Source organism: Pseudomonas sp. G3-39 (assembly GCF_054790485.1).
Genome location: NZ_CP186497.1, coordinates 3,371,797 through 3,388,591 on the forward strand (window position 1 = coordinate 3,371,797; position 16,795 = coordinate 3,388,591).

General features: G+C 57.4%; 15 protein-coding genes. 4 read left to right on the forward strand and 11 right to left on the reverse strand.

Translation table 11 applies throughout. The features are described from left to right. From ACOYXG_RS14820 to gspG, 8 genes are all read right to left on the reverse strand, one after another. Nucleotides 1-1,110, reverse strand: coding sequence for a substrate-binding domain-containing protein (locus ACOYXG_RS14820; RefSeq protein WP_460352483.1), 1,110 nt, complete (start codon nt 1,108-1,110; stop codon nt 1-3). Nucleotides 1,111-1,575: 465 nt separating this feature from the next. After that, on the reverse strand, nt 1,576-2,787 hold the full coding sequence (gene gspF, locus ACOYXG_RS14825; protein WP_460352485.1) for a type II secretion system inner membrane protein GspF: 1,212 nt from the start codon (nt 2,785-2,787) through the stop codon (nt 1,576-1,578). Further along, the gene (gene gspE / locus ACOYXG_RS14830; RefSeq protein ID WP_460352487.1) at nt 2,787-4,193 is read right to left on the reverse strand and encodes a type II secretion system ATPase GspE; all 1,407 of its coding nucleotides are present in this window, start codon (nt 4,191-4,193) and stop codon (nt 2,787-2,789) included. The genes gspF and gspE overlap by 1 nt, the downstream gene beginning before the upstream one ends. 235 nt (nt 4,194-4,428) lie before the next feature. Beyond that, nucleotides 4,429-6,810 carry a type II secretion system secretin GspD gene (gene gspD, locus ACOYXG_RS14835; protein WP_460352489.1) on the reverse strand — a complete coding sequence of 794 codons (2,382 nt, stop codon included), beginning with the start codon at nt 6,808-6,810 and terminating at the stop codon, nt 4,429-4,431. Beyond that, on the reverse strand, nt 6,807-7,355 hold the full coding sequence (gspM, locus tag ACOYXG_RS14840; protein WP_027613120.1) for a type II secretion system protein GspM: 549 nt from the start codon (nt 7,353-7,355) through the stop codon (nt 6,807-6,809). Before gspM ends, gspD begins: the two co-directional genes overlap by 4 nt. Next, entirely contained in the window at nt 7,348-8,532 is a 1,185-nt protein-coding gene (gene gspL / locus ACOYXG_RS14845; RefSeq protein WP_460352491.1) for a type II secretion system protein GspL, read from the reverse strand. The genes gspM and gspL overlap by 8 nt, the downstream gene beginning before the upstream one ends. Next, complete coding sequence (gspK, locus tag ACOYXG_RS14850) at nt 8,529-9,482, reverse strand: type II secretion system minor pseudopilin GspK (protein WP_460352493.1); 954 nt, start codon at nt 9,480-9,482, stop codon at nt 8,529-8,531. Before gspK ends, gspL begins: the two co-directional genes overlap by 4 nt. 8 nt (nt 9,483-9,490) lie before the next feature. Then, nucleotides 9,491-9,949 carry a type II secretion system major pseudopilin GspG gene (gspG, locus tag ACOYXG_RS14855; RefSeq protein ID WP_460352495.1) on the reverse strand — a complete coding sequence of 153 codons (459 nt, stop codon included), beginning with the start codon at nt 9,947-9,949 and terminating at the stop codon, nt 9,491-9,493. Nucleotides 9,950-10,097: 148 nt separating this feature from the next. On the opposite strand from gspG, the gene gspI reads away from it, so the two are divergent. Next, on the forward strand, nt 10,098-10,472 hold the full coding sequence (gspI, locus tag ACOYXG_RS14860; RefSeq protein WP_329696986.1) for a type II secretion system minor pseudopilin GspI: 375 nt from the start codon (nt 10,098-10,100) through the stop codon (nt 10,470-10,472). Nucleotides 10,473-10,685: 213 nt separating this feature from the next. Here gspI and ACOYXG_RS14865 read toward each other — a convergent pair whose 3' ends face one another. Next, complete coding sequence (locus ACOYXG_RS14865; protein WP_007968533.1) at nt 10,686-11,045, reverse strand: DUF6124 family protein; 360 nt, start codon at nt 11,043-11,045, stop codon at nt 10,686-10,688. Between the two features lie 546 nt (nt 11,046-11,591). Here ACOYXG_RS14865 and ACOYXG_RS14870 point away from each other — a divergent pair. After that, nucleotides 11,592-12,974, forward strand: coding sequence for an SIR2 family protein (locus tag ACOYXG_RS14870; protein WP_460352497.1), 1,383 nt, complete (start codon nt 11,592-11,594; stop codon nt 12,972-12,974). Between the two features lie 244 nt (nt 12,975-13,218). On the opposite strand, the gene ACOYXG_RS14875 is transcribed toward ACOYXG_RS14870, so the two are convergent. Further along, nucleotides 13,219-14,715, reverse strand: coding sequence for a reverse transcriptase domain-containing protein (locus ACOYXG_RS14875; RefSeq protein WP_460352499.1), 1,497 nt, complete (start codon nt 14,713-14,715; stop codon nt 13,219-13,221). Between the two features lie 290 nt (nt 14,716-15,005). Beyond that, nucleotides 15,006-15,437, reverse strand: coding sequence for a type II secretion system protein N (locus ACOYXG_RS14880; RefSeq protein WP_460352501.1), 432 nt, complete (start codon nt 15,435-15,437; stop codon nt 15,006-15,008). Between the two features lie 132 nt (nt 15,438-15,569). Between ACOYXG_RS14880 and gspH the strand changes: the two genes are divergently transcribed. Next, nucleotides 15,570-16,022: a type II secretion system minor pseudopilin GspH gene (gene gspH, locus ACOYXG_RS14885; RefSeq protein WP_047293930.1), complete on the forward strand. Its 453-nt coding sequence runs from the start codon at nt 15,570-15,572 to the stop codon at nt 16,020-16,022. Beyond that, a complete protein-coding gene (locus ACOYXG_RS14890) occupies nt 16,019-16,627 on the forward strand; it encodes a prepilin-type N-terminal cleavage/methylation domain-containing protein (protein ID WP_460352503.1) in 609 nt (202 codons plus the stop codon). Before gspH ends, ACOYXG_RS14890 begins: the two co-directional genes overlap by 4 nt. The last annotated feature ends 168 nt before the right edge of the window (nt 16,628-16,795 follow it).

The window sequence follows — 16,795 nt, forward strand, 5'->3', positions numbered from 1 at the left end:
TTACAAAGGACGACCGATAGCGTTGCAGACGCTGGCGTTGTTGATGTCCAGGTTGTTGCCCGAAGTGTTGGTGATGAAGTTGGCGGTCACAGCGGTTTTCCAGGCATTAGGCACGGCGACGAACTTGTGGGCCTGGGTCGCAGTGTTGTTGCCCGGGTTGCTGTAGTGCTGGGTCAGGAAGGCTTTGACGTCCGCGGCCACGGCTGCATCCTTGTAGCACTGACCGAAGATGAAGTTGGTGTAGGCAGCCAGTTTGTAACCCGAAGCCGGGTTAGCAACCACTGGCGACCACTTGGACGGATCGGCAGCATCGATAGCATTCGCCGGAGGATTGACCGACGACAGCGCCAGCGTCACGTTGAGCGCAGTCGGCTGAACACCGTTAATGCGAGCAACAACAGCGTTGCTGGTGGCATCGACGCCGTCCGGACCTACATAACCGATGGAACCGTCAACCGCGTTCACGGCAGTGGCAACTTCGGAAGTGTTGGCGACGCCGACCCAGTTCGAAGGCAGAGCGATGCCGCCGATACGAGCGCTGGTGAAGGTGGAGTTGGTCGCAAACTGAGTCGGGCAGACCGAGCTCAGGTGACGAGTCAGGATTTCCGAAGTGCCGCTGGAAACGTTGCGATAAACAACGCGGATCGTGGTCGCGTCGGAAGTACCCAGCAGAGCACCCCAGGTGGTTTTCTGGCCCGAGAACACTTCGCACAGCTGAGCGCTGGTCAGGTTCAGCGCGGTCTGGCCGGCTTTTTTGTATGGGATGGCAACCGAAGTGGCCACCGACGGCAGTTGAATCAACGGGCCGTACGAAGCGTTGTAAGTGTTCTTGTAGGTGCTGAGTTCCGAAGCGTTGAGGATCGAGTCGCTACCGGCGAAATGCACGGTGCCGGTGGTGCTGAAGCCGGCCGGGTTGTTGGTCAGGAAAGCGGTCTTGCCACCGCCGCTGCCAATGGCCGCGTAGCTGAAGTTGGCAGGCAGGATGCTGTCGGCCGAACCTTTGTACAGAGCGGCTGGCAGAGTGGCGCCACCACCGGTAACGGCCATGGCTTGAGCGGAAGCCAGAGCGGCGACGGTCAGGGAAGCGGCGATCAGAGTGCGCTTGAACATGAAGAATCTCCTTTTCAACGATGGTTGTGAACACAGGTTTTCAGGGGTCTTGCATGACACTGGGAAGACTCACCGCTGACCTTCGCAAGCGGGGTCCGTGGTTAAGTCGCACTGAGAAATTCGCAGTTTCCGGTGACAGATAAAGGAAAAAACCTCGGGAGCTGCGCGCTGATTTTCCGACGGTTTTCTCGGGTGTTTGCGGGGGATGGCGAGGGGTCTGGATCGTGGGTTTGGCTGAAACTGGCTGCAGCCGTTGCGGGGTGGTTGCAGATGACAGAAAGGAGAACCCGAGGATGGGGGGAATCAGGGTCGGGTGAGTATCAGGCTGAAGGGAAAATATTTGAATTTTTTGCTGTTTCGGCCGGCGTCATCGCGAGCAGGCTCACTCCTACAAATTGAAATGCATTACACCTGTAGGAGTGAGCCTGCTCGCGATGACGCCAGACCAGACACCCGAAAAATCAGCTACTGCACCAACTGGTTGATCTCAATGATCGGCAACAACACCGCCATCACAATCACCAGCACCACCCCGCCCATCACCACGATCATCAGCGGTTCGAGCAACGCGGTCATACCCATCGCCCGCCGTTCGATATCGCGGGACAGCGTTTGCGCCGCACGTTCGAGCATCGGCGGCAGTGCGCCGGTTTTCTCGCCGCTGGCGATCAGGTGAATCAGCACCGGCGGAAACACGTTCTCCACCCGCAACGCCGCCGCCAGATTCACCCCTTCGCGAACCTTGGCCGTGGCGTCGCTGACACTCAGGCTCAAGCGATCATTGGATAGCGTCTGCCGCGCCGCCTCCAGCGCACGCAACAACGGCACCCCGGCACCGCCGAGAATCGCCAGGGTCGAGGCGAATCGTGCGGTGTTCAGGCCCAAGACGAAACGCCCGATCAGCGGCAACTTCAGCACCCGATGATGCCAACTCAACCGCGCCGCCGGATTGCGCAGATACAAACGCCAGCTCCAGAACACCCCGGCCATGATCGCCGCACACAACCAGCCCCACGCCCGAATGAAATCACTGGCGGTGAGCATCGCCAACGTCAGCCCCGGCAGATCCTGCCGCGCTTGGGAAAAAGCACTGACCACCTGCGGCACCACGTAACTGAGCAGGAAAATCACAATGCCGATCGACACCAGCCCGACCACACCCGGATAGATGAAAGCGGTGAGGATCTTGCCGCGCAGGTTATTGCGTTCTTCGATGTAGTCGGCCAGCCGCTCCATCACCTGCGCCAGATCGCCGGACTCCTCGCCCGCAGCGATCAACGCGCGGTAGATCTCCGGAAAATCCCGTGGTCGCGCCGCCAGCGACTCGGCCAGACGCATGCCGCTGCGCACATCGGCGCGCACCGCACTGAGGGTGTGGGCGATGTGTTTTTTCTCGGCCTGCTCCACCGTTGCGCTGAGTGCCGCTTCCAACGGCAGGCTGGCACCGAGCAGGCTCGCCAGTTGCCGGGTGGCCCAAGCCAGATCGTTATCCGACATACGCGCACTGAACAAGCCACCGCCGCCATGCTGGGCGACGTTGCTTTCCTTGTGCACCGACAACGCGGTCAAACCACGGCTGCGCAACACGCCGAACGCCGCGCCCTGGCTGTCCGCCTCCAGGTGCCCGGACTCGATCTTGCCGGTAGCGTCGGCGGCTTCAAAACGATAGCGATTCATCAGGCGTCCCGGGTCACACGAAGGATTTCTTCAGGGGCGGTGGCGCCGCTGCGAATCCAGCGCTCGCCGTCCTCGCGCAGGCTGAACATCCCGGCCTTCGCCGCTGCCGCACGCAAGGCCTGCTCCCCTGCCCCTTGGTGAATCAGGGTGCGGATGTCGTCGTCGATGCAGAACAATTCGTGGATGCCGGTGCGGCCGCTGTAGCCGGTATGATTGCAGGCGGCGCAGCCCACCGGGCGCCAGGTGCCCGGCGCTGCCGAATCTTCCTGTTTGCACTCTTTGCAAAGGCGCCGCACCAGCCGCTGGGCCAGAACGCCGAGCATCGACGAAGCGAGCAGAAACGGCTCGACACCCATGTCGATCAAGCGGTTGACCGCCGACACCGCGTCGTTGGTGTGCAGCGTCGCCAGCACCAGGTGCCCGGTGAGCGACGCCTGCACGGCGATTTGGGCGGTTTCCAGATCGCGGATCTCGCCGATCATGATGATGTCCGGGTCCTGGCGCAGAATCGCCCGCAATGCCAGGGCGAAGGTCATGTCGATCTTGGCGTTGACCTGAATCTGGCTGATCCCCGGCAGGTCGTATTCCACCGGGTCTTCGACGGTGAGGATGTTGCTGGTGCTGGCATCGAGGCGTGCCAGCGCGGCGTAGAGGCTGGTGGTCTTGCCGCTGCCGGTGGGGCCGGTGACCAGCACGATACCGTGGGGCTGGCGGATCAGGTGATCGAGTCTGGCCAGCACCTGCGCGTCCATGCCGAGGGTTTCCAGGTGCAGACGCCCGGCCTGTTTGTCGAGCAAACGCATCACCACCCGCTCGCCATGCCCGGTGGGCACGGTCGACACGCGAATATCGATCGGCCGCCCGGCCACGCGCAGCGCGATACGACCGTCCTGCGGCAGGCGTTTTTCGGCGATGTCGAGTTGGGCCATGATCTTGATCCGCGACACCAGCGCACCGTGCAGCGCCTTGCGCGGCGAGACCACATCACGCAGGGTGCCGTCGACCCGGTAGCGCACCACCGAATGGGTTTCGAACGGTTCGATGTGAATGTCGCTGGCCTCATCGCGTGCAGCCTGGGTCAGCAAGGCGTTGATCATGCGGATTACCGGCGCACCGTCCTGGGTGTCGAGCAGGTCGGTGATTTCCGGCATGTCCTGCATCAGCCGATCGAGGTCGACTTCGTTTTCTGCTGCGCCAACCACAGCGGCGGCGCTGCCGGTGTCGGCGTAGGCCGTGGCGAGCAGGCCATCGAGCTCGTCGTCGCGCACGCGCCTGAGCGACGTCTCACCGAACTGCCGCCGCACCTCGCTGATCGACCAGCCGGGCGTCGACGGGCACACCGTCAGCACGCCGTCGCACAACAGAATGCGCTGGGCCTTGGCCCAGGCGTAGGGAAGTGAACTCATCTCAAAACCTCCCCAATCTCTCTGCCTGGAGGTGTTCCTGTGGTGAGGGGATTTCTTATGGAGAGCGGATTTCTTGTGGTGAGGGGATTTATCCCCGATGGGCTGCGCAGCAGCCCCGAAACCTGATATCCGAATACATCTGACTCACCGCGTGCATAGGTTTTGGGGCCGCTTCGCTGCCCATCGGGGATAAATCCCCTCACCACAGGTTTACTTCTCAGATTGAGGGTCGGATTCAAAAGCGCGTGCTCCCTTCGATCGGCACCGCTTTGATCGTCGCGCGAGGTCCCGAAGCCGGAACCGGACTCGGCACCCCCTGCGCCGCCGTTGGCAACTGCGGCGCCTGCATGTCCGGCATCGCCCAGCTGCGTTCCGGTTGCAGCCCGCCCTGGGCGCGGCGCATGAAGTCGTAGCGGTTGAGGGTGATGCTGCGCCCCGCTTCGCTGTCGCGGATGATGTACGGGCGCAGGAACACCATCAGATTGGTCTTGGTGATCGCCCGGCGTTCGTTGCGAAACAGCGCGCCGATCCCCGGCAACGTCCCCAGCCACGGTACCGCTTCATTGCTCTGGCTGTAGCCGTCCTGCAGCAGGCCACCGAGGACCATGATCTGGCCGTCGTCGAGCAGGATGCTGGTGTCGATCGCGCGCTTGTTGGTGACGATCCCCGCCGACGTCGCGCTGGCCGACGCGCGTTCGTCGATGCTGCTGACCTCCTGATAGATATCAAGCTTGACCGTGCCGCCCTCGGAAATCTGCGGCCGCACGTTGAGCTTCAAACCCACCTCTTCACGGGTCACGGTCTGGAACGGGTTGTTGCTGGTCCCGCCGCCACCAGTAACGTAGCTGCCGCTGACAAACGGAATGGTCTGGCCGACAAAAATGCTCGCCGCTTCGTTGTCCAGCGTCAGCAGGTTCGGCGTCGACAGCACGTTGGTGCCGCCCTTGCTCTTCAGCGCCCGGGCCAGCACTTTCAGGTCGAGAATCTTGCCGATGCCAGGGATATCGACCGTGCCGTTGACGTAACCGAGGTTCAAACCCTGGGGCAGCACATCGAGACTGGTCTTGCCGTTGAGGTTGATCCCCGAACCGCCAAGATTCGCCCCGCCGATCACGCCTTTGCCGCCGAGATTGCCGGTCTGCCACTGCACGCCGAATTCGCTGGCATCGTCCTCGCCAACTTCAACAATCAGGCTTTCGATCACCACTTGTGCGCGGCGCTGGTCGAGCAAATCGATGACCTCGCGCAGGTTGCGATACAACGGCTCCGGCGCAGAAATCAGCAAGGTGTTGGTGGTCGCATCAGCCTGAATCGTCACCCCGCCAGCGCTGAACGCAACGTTCTGCTCACTGGCCTGACTGCCGCCGCTGCCGGTCGAACTGCTGCCCTGGGCATAACTGCCGCCAGTACTGCCCGTGCTCGACGTGGTCGAAGTGTTGCCACTGGTTTGCGTGCCGCTCTGCGCGCTCGAACCGCCATTGTTGTTGCCGTTGCTGCCCATGGCACTGAGCACCGATCGCGCACTGTCGCTGGTGCCGCTGTCACTCTCGCCAGTCAGCAGTCCGCGCAAGGCTTGCGCCAGTTTCGCCGCTTGCGCGTTACGCAAATAAACCACGTGCAGGTTGCTCGGATTGCTCTGCGCGTTGTCGAGTTTGTAGATCAGATTGCGCGCCAGCTCGGTGCGCTCGGGGCTGCCGGCGCGGATGATGATGGTGTTGGAACGCGGGTCGCCGATCACCGCGATTTTCTGCGTCGGATCGTTACCCGGTGCGTCGAGCAAGTCAGCAACCATCGGCGCGATGTCGGCGGCGATGCCGTTCTGGATCTGCACCACGTCGGTGTCGATCGCACTCGGGGTGTCGATGGTCTGGATCAATTGGGCGACGCGCGTGAGGTTCTCGGCGTAATCGGTAACCACGATGGTGTTGTTGCCGGGGTAGGCATTGATCGGGTTGTTCGGCGAGACGATCGGGCGCAGCACCGGAATCAGATTTACCGCGTTCTCGTATTGCAGGCGAAAGGTACGGGTGAGCATGCCGTTGCCGGCCGGTTTGTCCGGGCTATAGATCGGCCCGCCGAGCAGTTTCGCATCGGCTTCCGGCACCACCTGGGCGACGCCGCCGACATCGACCACGCTGAAGCCCTGCATGCGCAACGCCGCCAGCAACATGTCGTAAGCCTGCCGCGCCGGCACCTGACCTTCCGAAACCAGCGTCAGGCTGCCCTTGACCCGAGGGTCGACCAGAAACTGCTGGCCAGTGGAACGCGACAACGCGCGCACCACCGCCTGAATATCGGCGTCGACAAAATTCAGCGTCACCGGCTGATCGCCCAGCGGATTGCTCGGCAGTGTGCTGCCGCGCGGGACGCCGCCACTGCGCGCGCGTTCGGTGATGTTGTGCATCTGCCGTGGTTGCGGCGCGGTTTGTGCCTGGGCACGTTGCCGGTCGAGCAGCGCATCACCGCTGCGCTGGGTGTTGGCCAGTGGCCGGCCGAGTTCGCTGTCCACCAGCAACGGCGGCTGGTTCGGCGGTGTGGTGGTGTTGCTGCACGCGCTCAACGCCATCAGCAGCATCGGCAACGCCATGCGCGCCGGTTTGGATCCTGACCCCTTCATGAAGCTTCCTTAGCGCCCAGCGCCTGATCCATGCGAACGGTGCCTGACAATGTGCCGGCAGTGACTTCGGTCGAAGCGTTGTCGGCGCGTTGCAGACGGGCCTCGACCACTTGCAGAGAAAGTTGTGCCGGGTTGCTCAACAGCCAGTCGAGCACTGCATCGGCCGGCGCCGCGTCGAACGTCAGCTGCCAGGCGCCAGTCTCCCCGGCCTGCAACTGGTAGTGCCCGGCCAGGCCGCTGGCCTGCAGCGTCTGTTCAAGAGACTGCGCCAGGCTCTGCCCGTCCGGGCGCACGCTGACCTCGCGCAACAGCACTTCCAGCGCTTCAGTCTGCGCGCGCAACTTCGGCGTTTCGCTTTGCCAGTAAGTGATTTTTTTCAGCGGCGGCTGGATCAGCGCGACCCACACCAACAGCGACAGCAGCACCACCGCCATGCCGCCGACCATGCGTTTTTCGCGCAGGGCAAGCGCTTGCCAACGCGCCTGAAGCTGCGCGCTGAAACCCTGCCAGCGGGCGCGGTACAACGCGAGCGATGCCTTATTCATCTTCTGCTCCGCTGTCGTCGGTGCTTTCATCGGGAGTGGTGACTTCGTCGCTCGGGCGCAGCAGCCAGCCTTCATCATCAGCCGTCGCACTGATCCCGACTTGGGCCAATGCGGCTTGCCAATCCTTGTCCTTGTCATTGGCGCCGCGCCGGGCATCGGCCAGCAGACTCAACTGCAAGGTGCCATCGACAAACGTCAGGCGCTCGACCGTGCCGGCCATGAACGGCATGCCACTGCCGGCCTGCAACACCAGCCGATTGAACGGTTGCGCCGGATCCTCCGCCGCGCCCTTCTGCCGCGCCGCCAATTGCTGACGCGCCTGCTGCAGCGGATTGAGGATCACCGGCAACTCGGGAAAGACCTGCTTCACCCGTTGCGCCATCTGCGCCTTGAGCTGCTGGCCCTGACTGGCTTCGCGGGCGGCATACAGGTTCAAGCCGATGACCCACACCGCCACCGCCAATCCGCACAGCCCCAGCGCCCGGCCCCAACCGCGATGCTCGCTGCGCTGCTGTTGCACCGCACCCTGCAGGCCCCAACCGGGCAACGGCCCGGTCCAGCGTTGCGCCTCGGCCATCGGCAATTGCGCATCCGGCGGTGGCGTCGAACCGATCCAGTGCAGCGGCGTGCCGCAGCTCAGCAGCCAATCGCCAATCTCCTCGTCGAACAGCGGCTGCACCCGCGCCACCTGCACGCTTTCGCGCAGCAACAAATGGCCGTCCTGCCGACAGGCCACCGTACCCGGCAGCACCGGCAAGCTGTACGCCGCCGGGTACAAGCCGCGCAGATTCAGCCCGGCCTGCTTCAGCAGTTGCCCCAGATGCTGCAAACGCTGACGCGGCGCCCAGGCGATCTGCACCTGCCCCGCTTCGTCCCGCGAACTGTGAGCGATGTGCATGTCATTGCAGTCACCGAGCATCAAGGCCTGCGCCGCGCATTGCACCGCCGCTGCGGTCTTGTTCGCCGGCAACGGTGGAAGGTCGATGCTCGCCAGCAGACTGTCCGCCGGGTGCAGAAAAGCGCTCAGTGTTGGCTGTTTCGCTGACTGCCCCAGTTGGATGAAGGTCAGACGCTGCTCCCGAATGACCTGCCCCTGCCGATCCAGCCACGCGCAATCCATCTCACTGTCGAGACTCAACTGCGCCAGTGGCGGCAAACTCACACGCAACTGACTCATACGCCCACCCGCGACCAGATCACCTGCGGCAGACGATCCTCGCTGCGGTGCAGCAACGCATCGAGACTGACCCGACGCTGATCACGCCGCGCCTCGCCACGCAGGCGAAACCAATCGCTGGTGATGCCGACCTTGACGCTGGTCAGCTCCAGATTGGGCATGCGCAAGCGGTTGACGAAATCGCCACGGTTGATGAACCAGCGCCCGGCGTCACGCTCATTGATCAGCGCCTGCGCCCGCTCCAGCGACAACCCCGGCACATACGCGGCCAGCACCGGCGCAGTGGCGGTATTGCCATTGAGCCAGGTGGTCGCGGGGATCACCGTCAGGTACGGCGCCAGTTTGCCGATGACCGCCTCATTCACGCCCTCGACGCTGCGCAAATCATCAACACTGCGCAGCATCGGCAACTTCGGATTCTGTGGCTTGCGCGAAGCATTCGGCGATGTGGCGCGGCCACTGTCAAAGGCGTTTTTGCTCGCGGTGTTTTCGGCAATCTGCGGGTTCAACAGATACGGATAAGAGCCGATCACCCGCTGACTGATGCGCTGACTCAACCCGGCGCTGATACCGATCAACTCGCACAGCCGCTGAAACGCCTGCACCTGCGCCTCATCGACACGCTCGTTGGCCACCAGATTGCGCAGGTTGAACTTGCCCTGCTCATCCTCCAGCCACCCCTCGAAGCCTTGCGCCTTCAAGCGCTGCGCCCACGGCTGATCGAGCCGGGTCAACGGATCACGCTGCCGCGCATCCCAGAGCAATTGCCGGCTGATCTCCAGCCCACCGTGCAACACCCAGCGCCCCTGCACCCGCTGCTGATCCGCCTCCAGCGCGCGGGTCGAAACGCTCTGCCGGGTCAACATCCCCGCCGCAATCACCGCGACCACCGCCGCGATCAACAGCGCACTGATGATCGCCATCCCCTGCTGGCTCGATTGGCTGTTCATCACCGGCCTTACAGCTGCCAGGAACCGATATCGGCATTCACGCCGTCGCCCTCAGGCTGACCGTCGGCACCGAGGGAAAAGATATCGATCTCGCCATTCGCGCCGGGGTTGAGGTACTGATAAGGACGACCCCACGGGTCATTCGGCAAACGCTCCAGGTACGAACGCCAGTTACTGTTCTTCGCATCCGCCGGCCGCTCCACCAGCACTTTCAAACCCTGAGTCATGCTCGGATAAGTGCCGTGATCGAGGCGATACAACTTCAGCGCCTGCATCAAACCACCAATATCCTGCTTCGCCGCCGTGGCCCGCGCCTGATCCGGCCGATCGAGTACCTTGGGCACCACCATCGCCGCCAGAATCCCGAGAATCACCACCACCACCATGATCTCGATCAGAGTAAAACCCTGCTGCCCGCGGGGCATCCGGCTCGGTCGTCCGGGCTGTTTGAACTGCGCGATATCCATCTCGACATTCCCTTGGCTTGATTCGATTCGACGCGCAGTGTTGCAAGAAGATATGTCAGGGATGTTGAAAATCCTCGGGAGTTTTCGTCGTCAAGCCGTCAAGGACGGGGGTTAGGGTCGAGGGCTGAGTTTGGGTTTTGGGCCTCATATGCCTATGCGCTCCCGAGAAAACGGATTCACCCTGATTGAAGTGCTGGTGGCGCTGGCGATCATTGCCGTGGCGATGTCGGCGGCTGTGCGCGTGGCAGGGTTGATGACCCAAAGCAGCGGAGTTCTGCGTGATCGCTCGATTGCAATGATCGCAGCGCAAACCCGCATGGCGGAGCTGCAACTGGAAGGTCGATTGCCGACCGGTGTGAAAGCCGTTGATTGTGATCAGGGACGATTGTCGTTGCGGTGTGAGCAAGTAATCGCAGCGGCTGAAAATGGCCGACTACTCAAAATCGCCATCCAAGTCTTCAACCGCAACCAGGACGCCCCGCCCCTGGCCCGCCTGGAAACCCTATTGAATCGCCCCCTGTAGGAGCTGCCGAAGGCTGCGATCTTTTGATCCTGTTTTTTAAACTCAAAAAGATCGCAGCCTCCGGCAACCCCTACACAAACATCTCAGGCAACAAAAACAACGCATGCCCCACACGATATCCGCAATCAGCCTGAAACCCTGTGGGAGCGAGCCTGCTCGCGAAGGCGCCAGAATGAACACCCGATCAATCACCAAGTGTCCCCGACACCTACATCACCCCGGCAACTGCAAATTATCCAAAGCCCGATTCACCGCCAACTCCCCGAGCATGATCAACTGCGCAATCCCCGCCAGCGCATGACGCTGCGACACCGGCAACAAGCTGGCGATGTTCTGCGCGAGGGTTTTGGCCGAAGCGAGTGTTTCACTGGCATCCACCAGCAATTCTTCAGTTTTGTTGTCCGCCGTCACGGCATACATCCCACGGTGTTTACGTGGCGGCGGCGTGGATCCGGGCGGACAAAGGTAATGGTCGAGCGCACGATCGGCGGCTTCGTGGAGTTTTTTTGAGTCGATGGATTCGTAGGGGGAAACCGAGGCGGTTTCGGGCGGGTTGGGTGTTGGTTTGATCATGGTGAAGCTCCTATAAGAATGGAGCCGCCCAGAACTGTCGCTAAACAGAAAGGTGGCGGCTGTACGCAGGTTAGCGAACCGGTTATAGGCACCCGGCAGACCCGAAGGTCTCCCGCATACAGCCACCATAGCGGAGCCGCAAACATTGAATCTGCGACAAAGCATGGAACGCTGATGCACCTATTTATAAGTCGAGTCGCTAAACCCGATCGCTGATTCATCAGCGACCGCACCACAATAGAACCCGTCCCCAAGGCGCACAAGCCGGCGGATTCTGGCGTAGCTGTAGGCAAAGGCGCAAGGATATGTAGCCTGAGAGAGTATCTGGAGATGTCTTTTTAAACGTTGGCGTTTATTGAGGCTTCGTTGCGACGCGCTTCCATAAATAACCCGCCCCCTTAGCTCCAGCTCTGCGCTGGGTCTAGGCTTTCAAATGCAGACAGTCGATTGATCTTTCAAATAGCTGCTATAACCTCACTATTAACACCCCAAAGCTTCTCATCTGGATTACCCTCTGCGCCCCTAAAAAACGAAACTGGAGTGTCTATGCCTTTAAGTTATGAACAATATCGGGAAGAAGTAATTTCTGACATTTTAAACGTTCTCGGCCAAGCCGCATGCCAACCGATATTATTCGTAGACTCAGGATTTTCCAAACGATATTCAAACGGTCCGAGCTGGGAAGAACTGCTAAAGGAACTGGCATCAATGTGCCCTAATATTAGTCTTGACTTAGCATATTACAAGCAAAAGAACAAAAGCCTAGTCGAAATTGGAAGTATATTTTCTGATTGCTTTAGAGAGTGGGCATGGACCGAAGGCAGAGATCAATTTCCAGCTGAATATTTTTCCGAAAATTTTCCATCCGATATATTCATCAAACATTCTATTGCCACCATTCTGCATGGAATGGGGCCAGATAAAAAAGGGTCGTACGGATCAGAAGATTTAGACGCAGAAATTGCGGCCCTGAAGGCAATGAGTCCACATGCGCTCATTACAACAAATTACGATCAATTATTGGAGTTGATTTTTCCAGATTTTGAACGAGTCGTAGGTCAACAAGTTCTGAGCAAGCCTTACTTATCAATCGGTGAAATATTTAAGATACATGGATGCATTTCCGACCCTCTATCTCTGGTGTTAACCGAAGAAGATTACAAAACATTTGAAGCTGACAAAAAGTACCTAAGCGCAAAACTCCTTACATACTTCGCAGAGCACCCTTTGCTTTTTGTCGGATACAGAGCCGAAGACCAAAATATAAAAAGCATACTTTATGACGTCACTAGGATGTTCAAGGCAACCCAAACCTTAACTCCAAATATTTATATATTGGAATGGGACAAGGATATTAGTGACAACTCATACCCACCACGCGAGCGTATCATTAACGTGGGAGGCGATGTTACGATCCGCATAAAAAGCATAGTCTCATCTTCATTTGACTGGGTATTTAAAGCCTTTGGAAACAATGGCGCACTCGAGCAAATTAACGTAAAGTTATTACGCGCACTAATGGCCCGAGCCTTTAACTTAGTTAGGAGAGATACATTATCAAAACATGTAGAAGTAAATTTTTCAATGCTTGAACACGCTGTGGAAAATGACGAGAATTTTGCAAAAATATTGGGCATTACATCGCTTGACGGACCGGCTAGCGTGAACGCTAACTATCCATATACTCTTCAAATGGTAGCGGAGAAATTGGGATTCACTAGTTGGAATGGTGCTCACAAGCTTATTGAACTGCTAGAGGAAACGACTGGCTTTGACATGAAAAACTCAGACAACCCCTACCATTTCAAATTAAAAACTGGTAAATCTGAGAGTAGTTTTACTAGAAAGTACTCTGAAGCAGCGGTTGCGCTATTAGGAAAAGTACAATCTGGCGAAAGCTTCAAATTGGCTGCAGGCTGCTCAGGATAATGTTACTAGCCAATTACAATGGACGCACCTACATTTTCAGAACATAAAGAGGCTGGTTACTTCTCAGATAATAAATCCATAAAATTCTTCTTCATCCCCCCTGATAGGCCCCAACTCACCTTAGCCCTTCTCCTAGCAGACGAAAGGAAATTGCCGATATGGTCAGTTACAACTGGAAATATCGGCATAAAAATCATACCTCATCAAGTCCTTAGGCTAAATATTTCCACGCCAAACTAATGACTTAATAATTATACATATTTGATTTCGGATTCATGACACCCTCAACACCCATATCAGACAACCCCTTTCTTAACGCCTGATAAATGAAGAAAAAGCTTGGTATCTGCAATTTTTTCTTCCCGCCATCTTTCTGCCTACGCAACGTTGAAGCGATATCTCTTTTTCGTATATTAAATGGAGATGAGTGCGCTCTGTTGTATCCGTGCCTTGCCAGTAGTTTCTTTCGAAGCTTAATAGATTTAAAAATCGCCAAAACCAACCACGTATCTAATTGACGGAGTTGCATCTCATCATTGAGTAGAGGATAGAAACTCATTGTACCTTTGAAAAATATTCGACTACTAGCTCCATTTATATAATTAGATATCATTTCATCAGTTAAATCCCCATATAAAAATCTACGTATCTCAGATACTGCTCGTAGAAGATCAACATCTTTATTGTTCGCCGGGATACTCAGAGACTTAAGCACCGAGGATTTTAGCGGCTGAATCAAATGCTTATATAATATATAGCTAATTTCTTTTTTTATTTTTAGGACAGACTTTTCTTTTATTGATATTTTCTCTTTCGAGAGTGTATACCCTAAGAAATCTACAGAATCCTTACACTGCGCAAACTCGCTCTTATGATCCTTAGGACAAAGTAAACTTATACCTTCGGATTTTTCTAAATTGATAGCTACGCCGGTTTCCGCGGAAAACCTGTAAATAATATCGTAAGCGATGTTAATTTTTTGATAGTCGTTTGCCCAAATAATTGTATCATCCGCATAACGAGCGAATCTCAACCCCGCAAGCTCAAGTTTCTTGTCGAGATTCCAGCAAACTAAATTCGCTAAAAACAACGAAATTGACGTACCTTGAGGTATCCCTTTACCGGAAGGCCCAAGAAATGCTTGAATTACTTTACGTTCACTTTCACTGATTGAAAATCCGTTCTGGTCAAACTGCTCAAAAAGATAATCATGCCGAATATTGTCGAAAAATTTAGAGAAATCGAACTCTGCAACAAATATCCTTGGGGCTTGCCCAAGTTCCAAAGAGATATCCTGAATTGCAAAGTGAGCATTACGATCATCTCTATACGCGTACGCAAAGGAGCTTAATCTATGTTTATTTTTTCTAAGAAGCTGATGATAAAATAGAGATGACACCGCAGCATCTGGAATTTGATAAATTGATACCGTGCGATACCCCCCTGATGGTTTACGAACCTTCATGGAGGCAGGAGAGTTTGGAATATATGTACCTAAAAGTATTTTTTTTGCTATGGAGTGAGCAATTTTTTTTCGATTTTTATTTACGTGAAAAGGGTTAAATTTTTTATCTTCGGACCAGTGAGGTGGCAACGTAACGACCTTTTTCCCTGGATCCAACAATCTCTTAGATTTACGCTCAAACTCCAAATTCACTGAATTGTGATACGCATGGTGGCGATCACTTAGTTTCTCTGCCTCAGCTTGGATAAATTTGAGCAGTTGTTTTTCTAATATCATAGATCCCTCTCATTCAATCAAAAAAAAAGCCCAACACGAATGCTGAGCTTTTTTCCCACGGATGCAACCACGCAAAAATAAATCGCTAAATCCAGCAGTTTCGAGGCTTTCTCTACTTCTACCGCACATCTCTCTGATAGCTAAATCCAGAGCTTTAGGGCACCCGTTCACCCCCTAGGGGCATGACGGGATCTTTGCATTAGTTCGGGCGAGGAGTCAATACGCCATCATGAAGAAGTCTCCGAATGAAACATTCCTGGCGCTCCGCTTCTGGTCGAAAACCCTGCTAATCAGGGCCGAGTTAACTTCGGCAAAACCACCCCCTCCCCCAACCTCTCCACCCCCAACCTTACCCTCTCCCCCCCCTGCTCAATCACCACCCCATCCCCCTCCACCGCCACCAACTTCACCCCAGGCCCCACCCTCTCCCCCTGCAAAAAACTCCTCGGCTGTCCATCGTTCAAACTCAAAATCGCCACCGCTCCGCGACTCCCCGCCATCACCCCGCTCACCTTGATATCCACCGGCGCCGTCTGGTTGGAAAACCACTGCAACGCCGGGCTATCACTGCGCGCCGCGAGCATTTGTGGGGGCGCTGGTGGGGTATGCGATTCGGCGGAGGTCAGGAGTAGCGACGACCAGGTCGCGACGCCGATCAGGGCGGCGAGCAGTGCGAGGGCCTGGACGGTTTGCGGGGGGGATATGCGGGTGGCGAGCATCATGGGCTGAATCTCCTTTTTGTCCCTGCTGACAGGCTACGCGGCAATTCTCACGGTTTTATTTCACACGTCTTACATGTTGGCCGTGCAGGATGCTTTTTTGGACGGGGCAGGACGCAACGGAGCGCGCAACCGATGAAGGTGGGCAAGCAACAGGGCTTTACGCTGATCGAGCTGATGGTGGTGCTGGTGATTATCGGGATTGCCAGTGCGGCGATCAGTCTGAGTATCAAGCCGGATCCACTGCAGTTGCTGCGCAAGGATGCCGAGCGGGTGGCGCAGTTGCTGCAGGTGGCGCAGGCGGAGGCGCGGGCGGATGGTCGGCCGATTGTTTGGGTGAGTGATGGCAAGGGCTTTCGGTTCAGTCGGCGCGGTGACGGTGGTCGGGGTTTTGAGCATTTCAAGGATGACCCGCAATTGCGGCCGCGCACCTGGCAGAGTCCGAAGCTGGAGGTGCGGGTGGAGCCGAAGCAGAAGGTTGTGCTTAACGCCGAGTGGATCAATCCGCCGCTGCAATTGACCCTGTCTGATGGGCTGAATCGGCTGAGTGTGCTGCGTGATGCCAGTGGAAGGATCAGTGTGCAATGAACGACCAACGGGGCTTTACCCTGATCGAGGTGATGGTTGCGATTCTGTTGATGGCGGTGGTCAGTTTGATTGCCTGGCGCGGGCTGGACAGTGAGACGCGGGCGGACAGTCATTTGCAGGCGAGCAGTGAGCAGAGCGACCGTTTGTTGCGGGCGTTGAATCAGTTGCAGCGTGATGTGGAGATGCGTGCGGGTGTGGAGTTGAGTGAGCCGAAGAAGGTTGGCGTGGATGATGAGCCGCCGAGTGCACCACCTGCGCTGACGGTGCGGAGCAGTGACAGCAAGGGGTTTCGGCTGGATATTATTCGCAGTGCGCCGGATCAGCCTGGGGCTTTGCAGCGGGTGCGGTGGTGGGTCAAGGGGGATACGTTGTATCGGGCGGTGGCTGAGGCGCGCAGTCGTTATCCGTTGCCGGCGCCGGGGGCTGGGGTGGCGGTGTTGGATGGGGTGAGTGATGTGCAGGTGCGGGTTTGGGAGGTGGATAAGGGTTGGCGGCAGTTGAGTGGCAATCGGCGGGAGGATCCGTTGGGGTTGGAGGTGCGGTTGACGCGGGAGACGGCGCAGGGGGTGGAGCGGTATCGGCAGGTGATGGGGCCGCTGCAGTAGCTAGCATCACTGCAAAAACCTGTGGGAGCGGGCTTGCTCGCGAATGCAGTGGGTCAGTTGATGATGATTTGGCTGAGTGGACGCCTTCGCGAGCAAGCCCGCTCCCACAGTTGGATTGGGTTTGGTCAGATGGAGGGGGGTGGCTGGTAGGCCGCCATCGCTGGCAAG

Bases quoted from the DNA above. Each gene is read 5' to 3' on its own strand.
- ACOYXG_RS14820 (WP_460352483.1), bottom strand. From the start codon at position 1,110: ATGTTCAAGCGCACTCTGATCGCCGCTTCCCTGACCGTCGCCGCTCTG.
- gspF (WP_460352485.1), bottom strand. From the start codon at position 2,787: ATGAATCGCTATCGTTTTGAAGCCGCCGACGCTACCGGCAAGATCGAG.
- gspE (WP_460352487.1), bottom strand. From the start codon at position 4,193: ATGAGTTCACTTCCCTACGCCTGGGCCAAGGCCCAGCGCATTCTGTTG.
- gspD (WP_460352489.1), bottom strand. From the start codon at position 6,810: ATGAAGGGGTCAGGATCCAAACCGGCGCGCATGGCGTTGCCGATGCTG.
- gspM (WP_027613120.1), bottom strand. From the start codon at position 7,355: ATGAATAAGGCATCGCTCGCGTTGTACCGCGCCCGCTGGCAGGGTTTC.
- gspL (WP_460352491.1), bottom strand. From the start codon at position 8,532: ATGAGTCAGTTGCGTGTGAGTTTGCCGCCACTGGCGCAGTTGAGTCTC.
- gspK (WP_460352493.1), bottom strand. From the start codon at position 9,482: ATGAACAGCCAATCGAGCCAGCAGGGGATGGCGATCATCAGTGCGCTG.
- gspG (WP_460352495.1), bottom strand. From the start codon at position 9,949: ATGGATATCGCGCAGTTCAAACAGCCCGGACGACCGAGCCGGATGCCC.
- gspI (WP_329696986.1), top strand. From the start codon at position 10,098: ATGCCTATGCGCTCCCGAGAAAACGGATTCACCCTGATTGAAGTGCTG.
- ACOYXG_RS14865 (WP_007968533.1), bottom strand. From the start codon at position 11,045: ATGATCAAACCAACACCCAACCCGCCCGAAACCGCCTCGGTTTCCCCC.
- ACOYXG_RS14870 (WP_460352497.1), top strand. From the start codon at position 11,592: ATGCCTTTAAGTTATGAACAATATCGGGAAGAAGTAATTTCTGACATT.
- ACOYXG_RS14875 (WP_460352499.1), bottom strand. From the start codon at position 14,715: ATGATATTAGAAAAACAACTGCTCAAATTTATCCAAGCTGAGGCAGAG.
- ACOYXG_RS14880 (WP_460352501.1), bottom strand. From the start codon at position 15,437: ATGATGCTCGCCACCCGCATATCCCCCCCGCAAACCGTCCAGGCCCTC.
- gspH (WP_047293930.1), top strand. From the start codon at position 15,570: ATGAAGGTGGGCAAGCAACAGGGCTTTACGCTGATCGAGCTGATGGTG.
- ACOYXG_RS14890 (WP_460352503.1), top strand. From the start codon at position 16,019: ATGAACGACCAACGGGGCTTTACCCTGATCGAGGTGATGGTTGCGATT.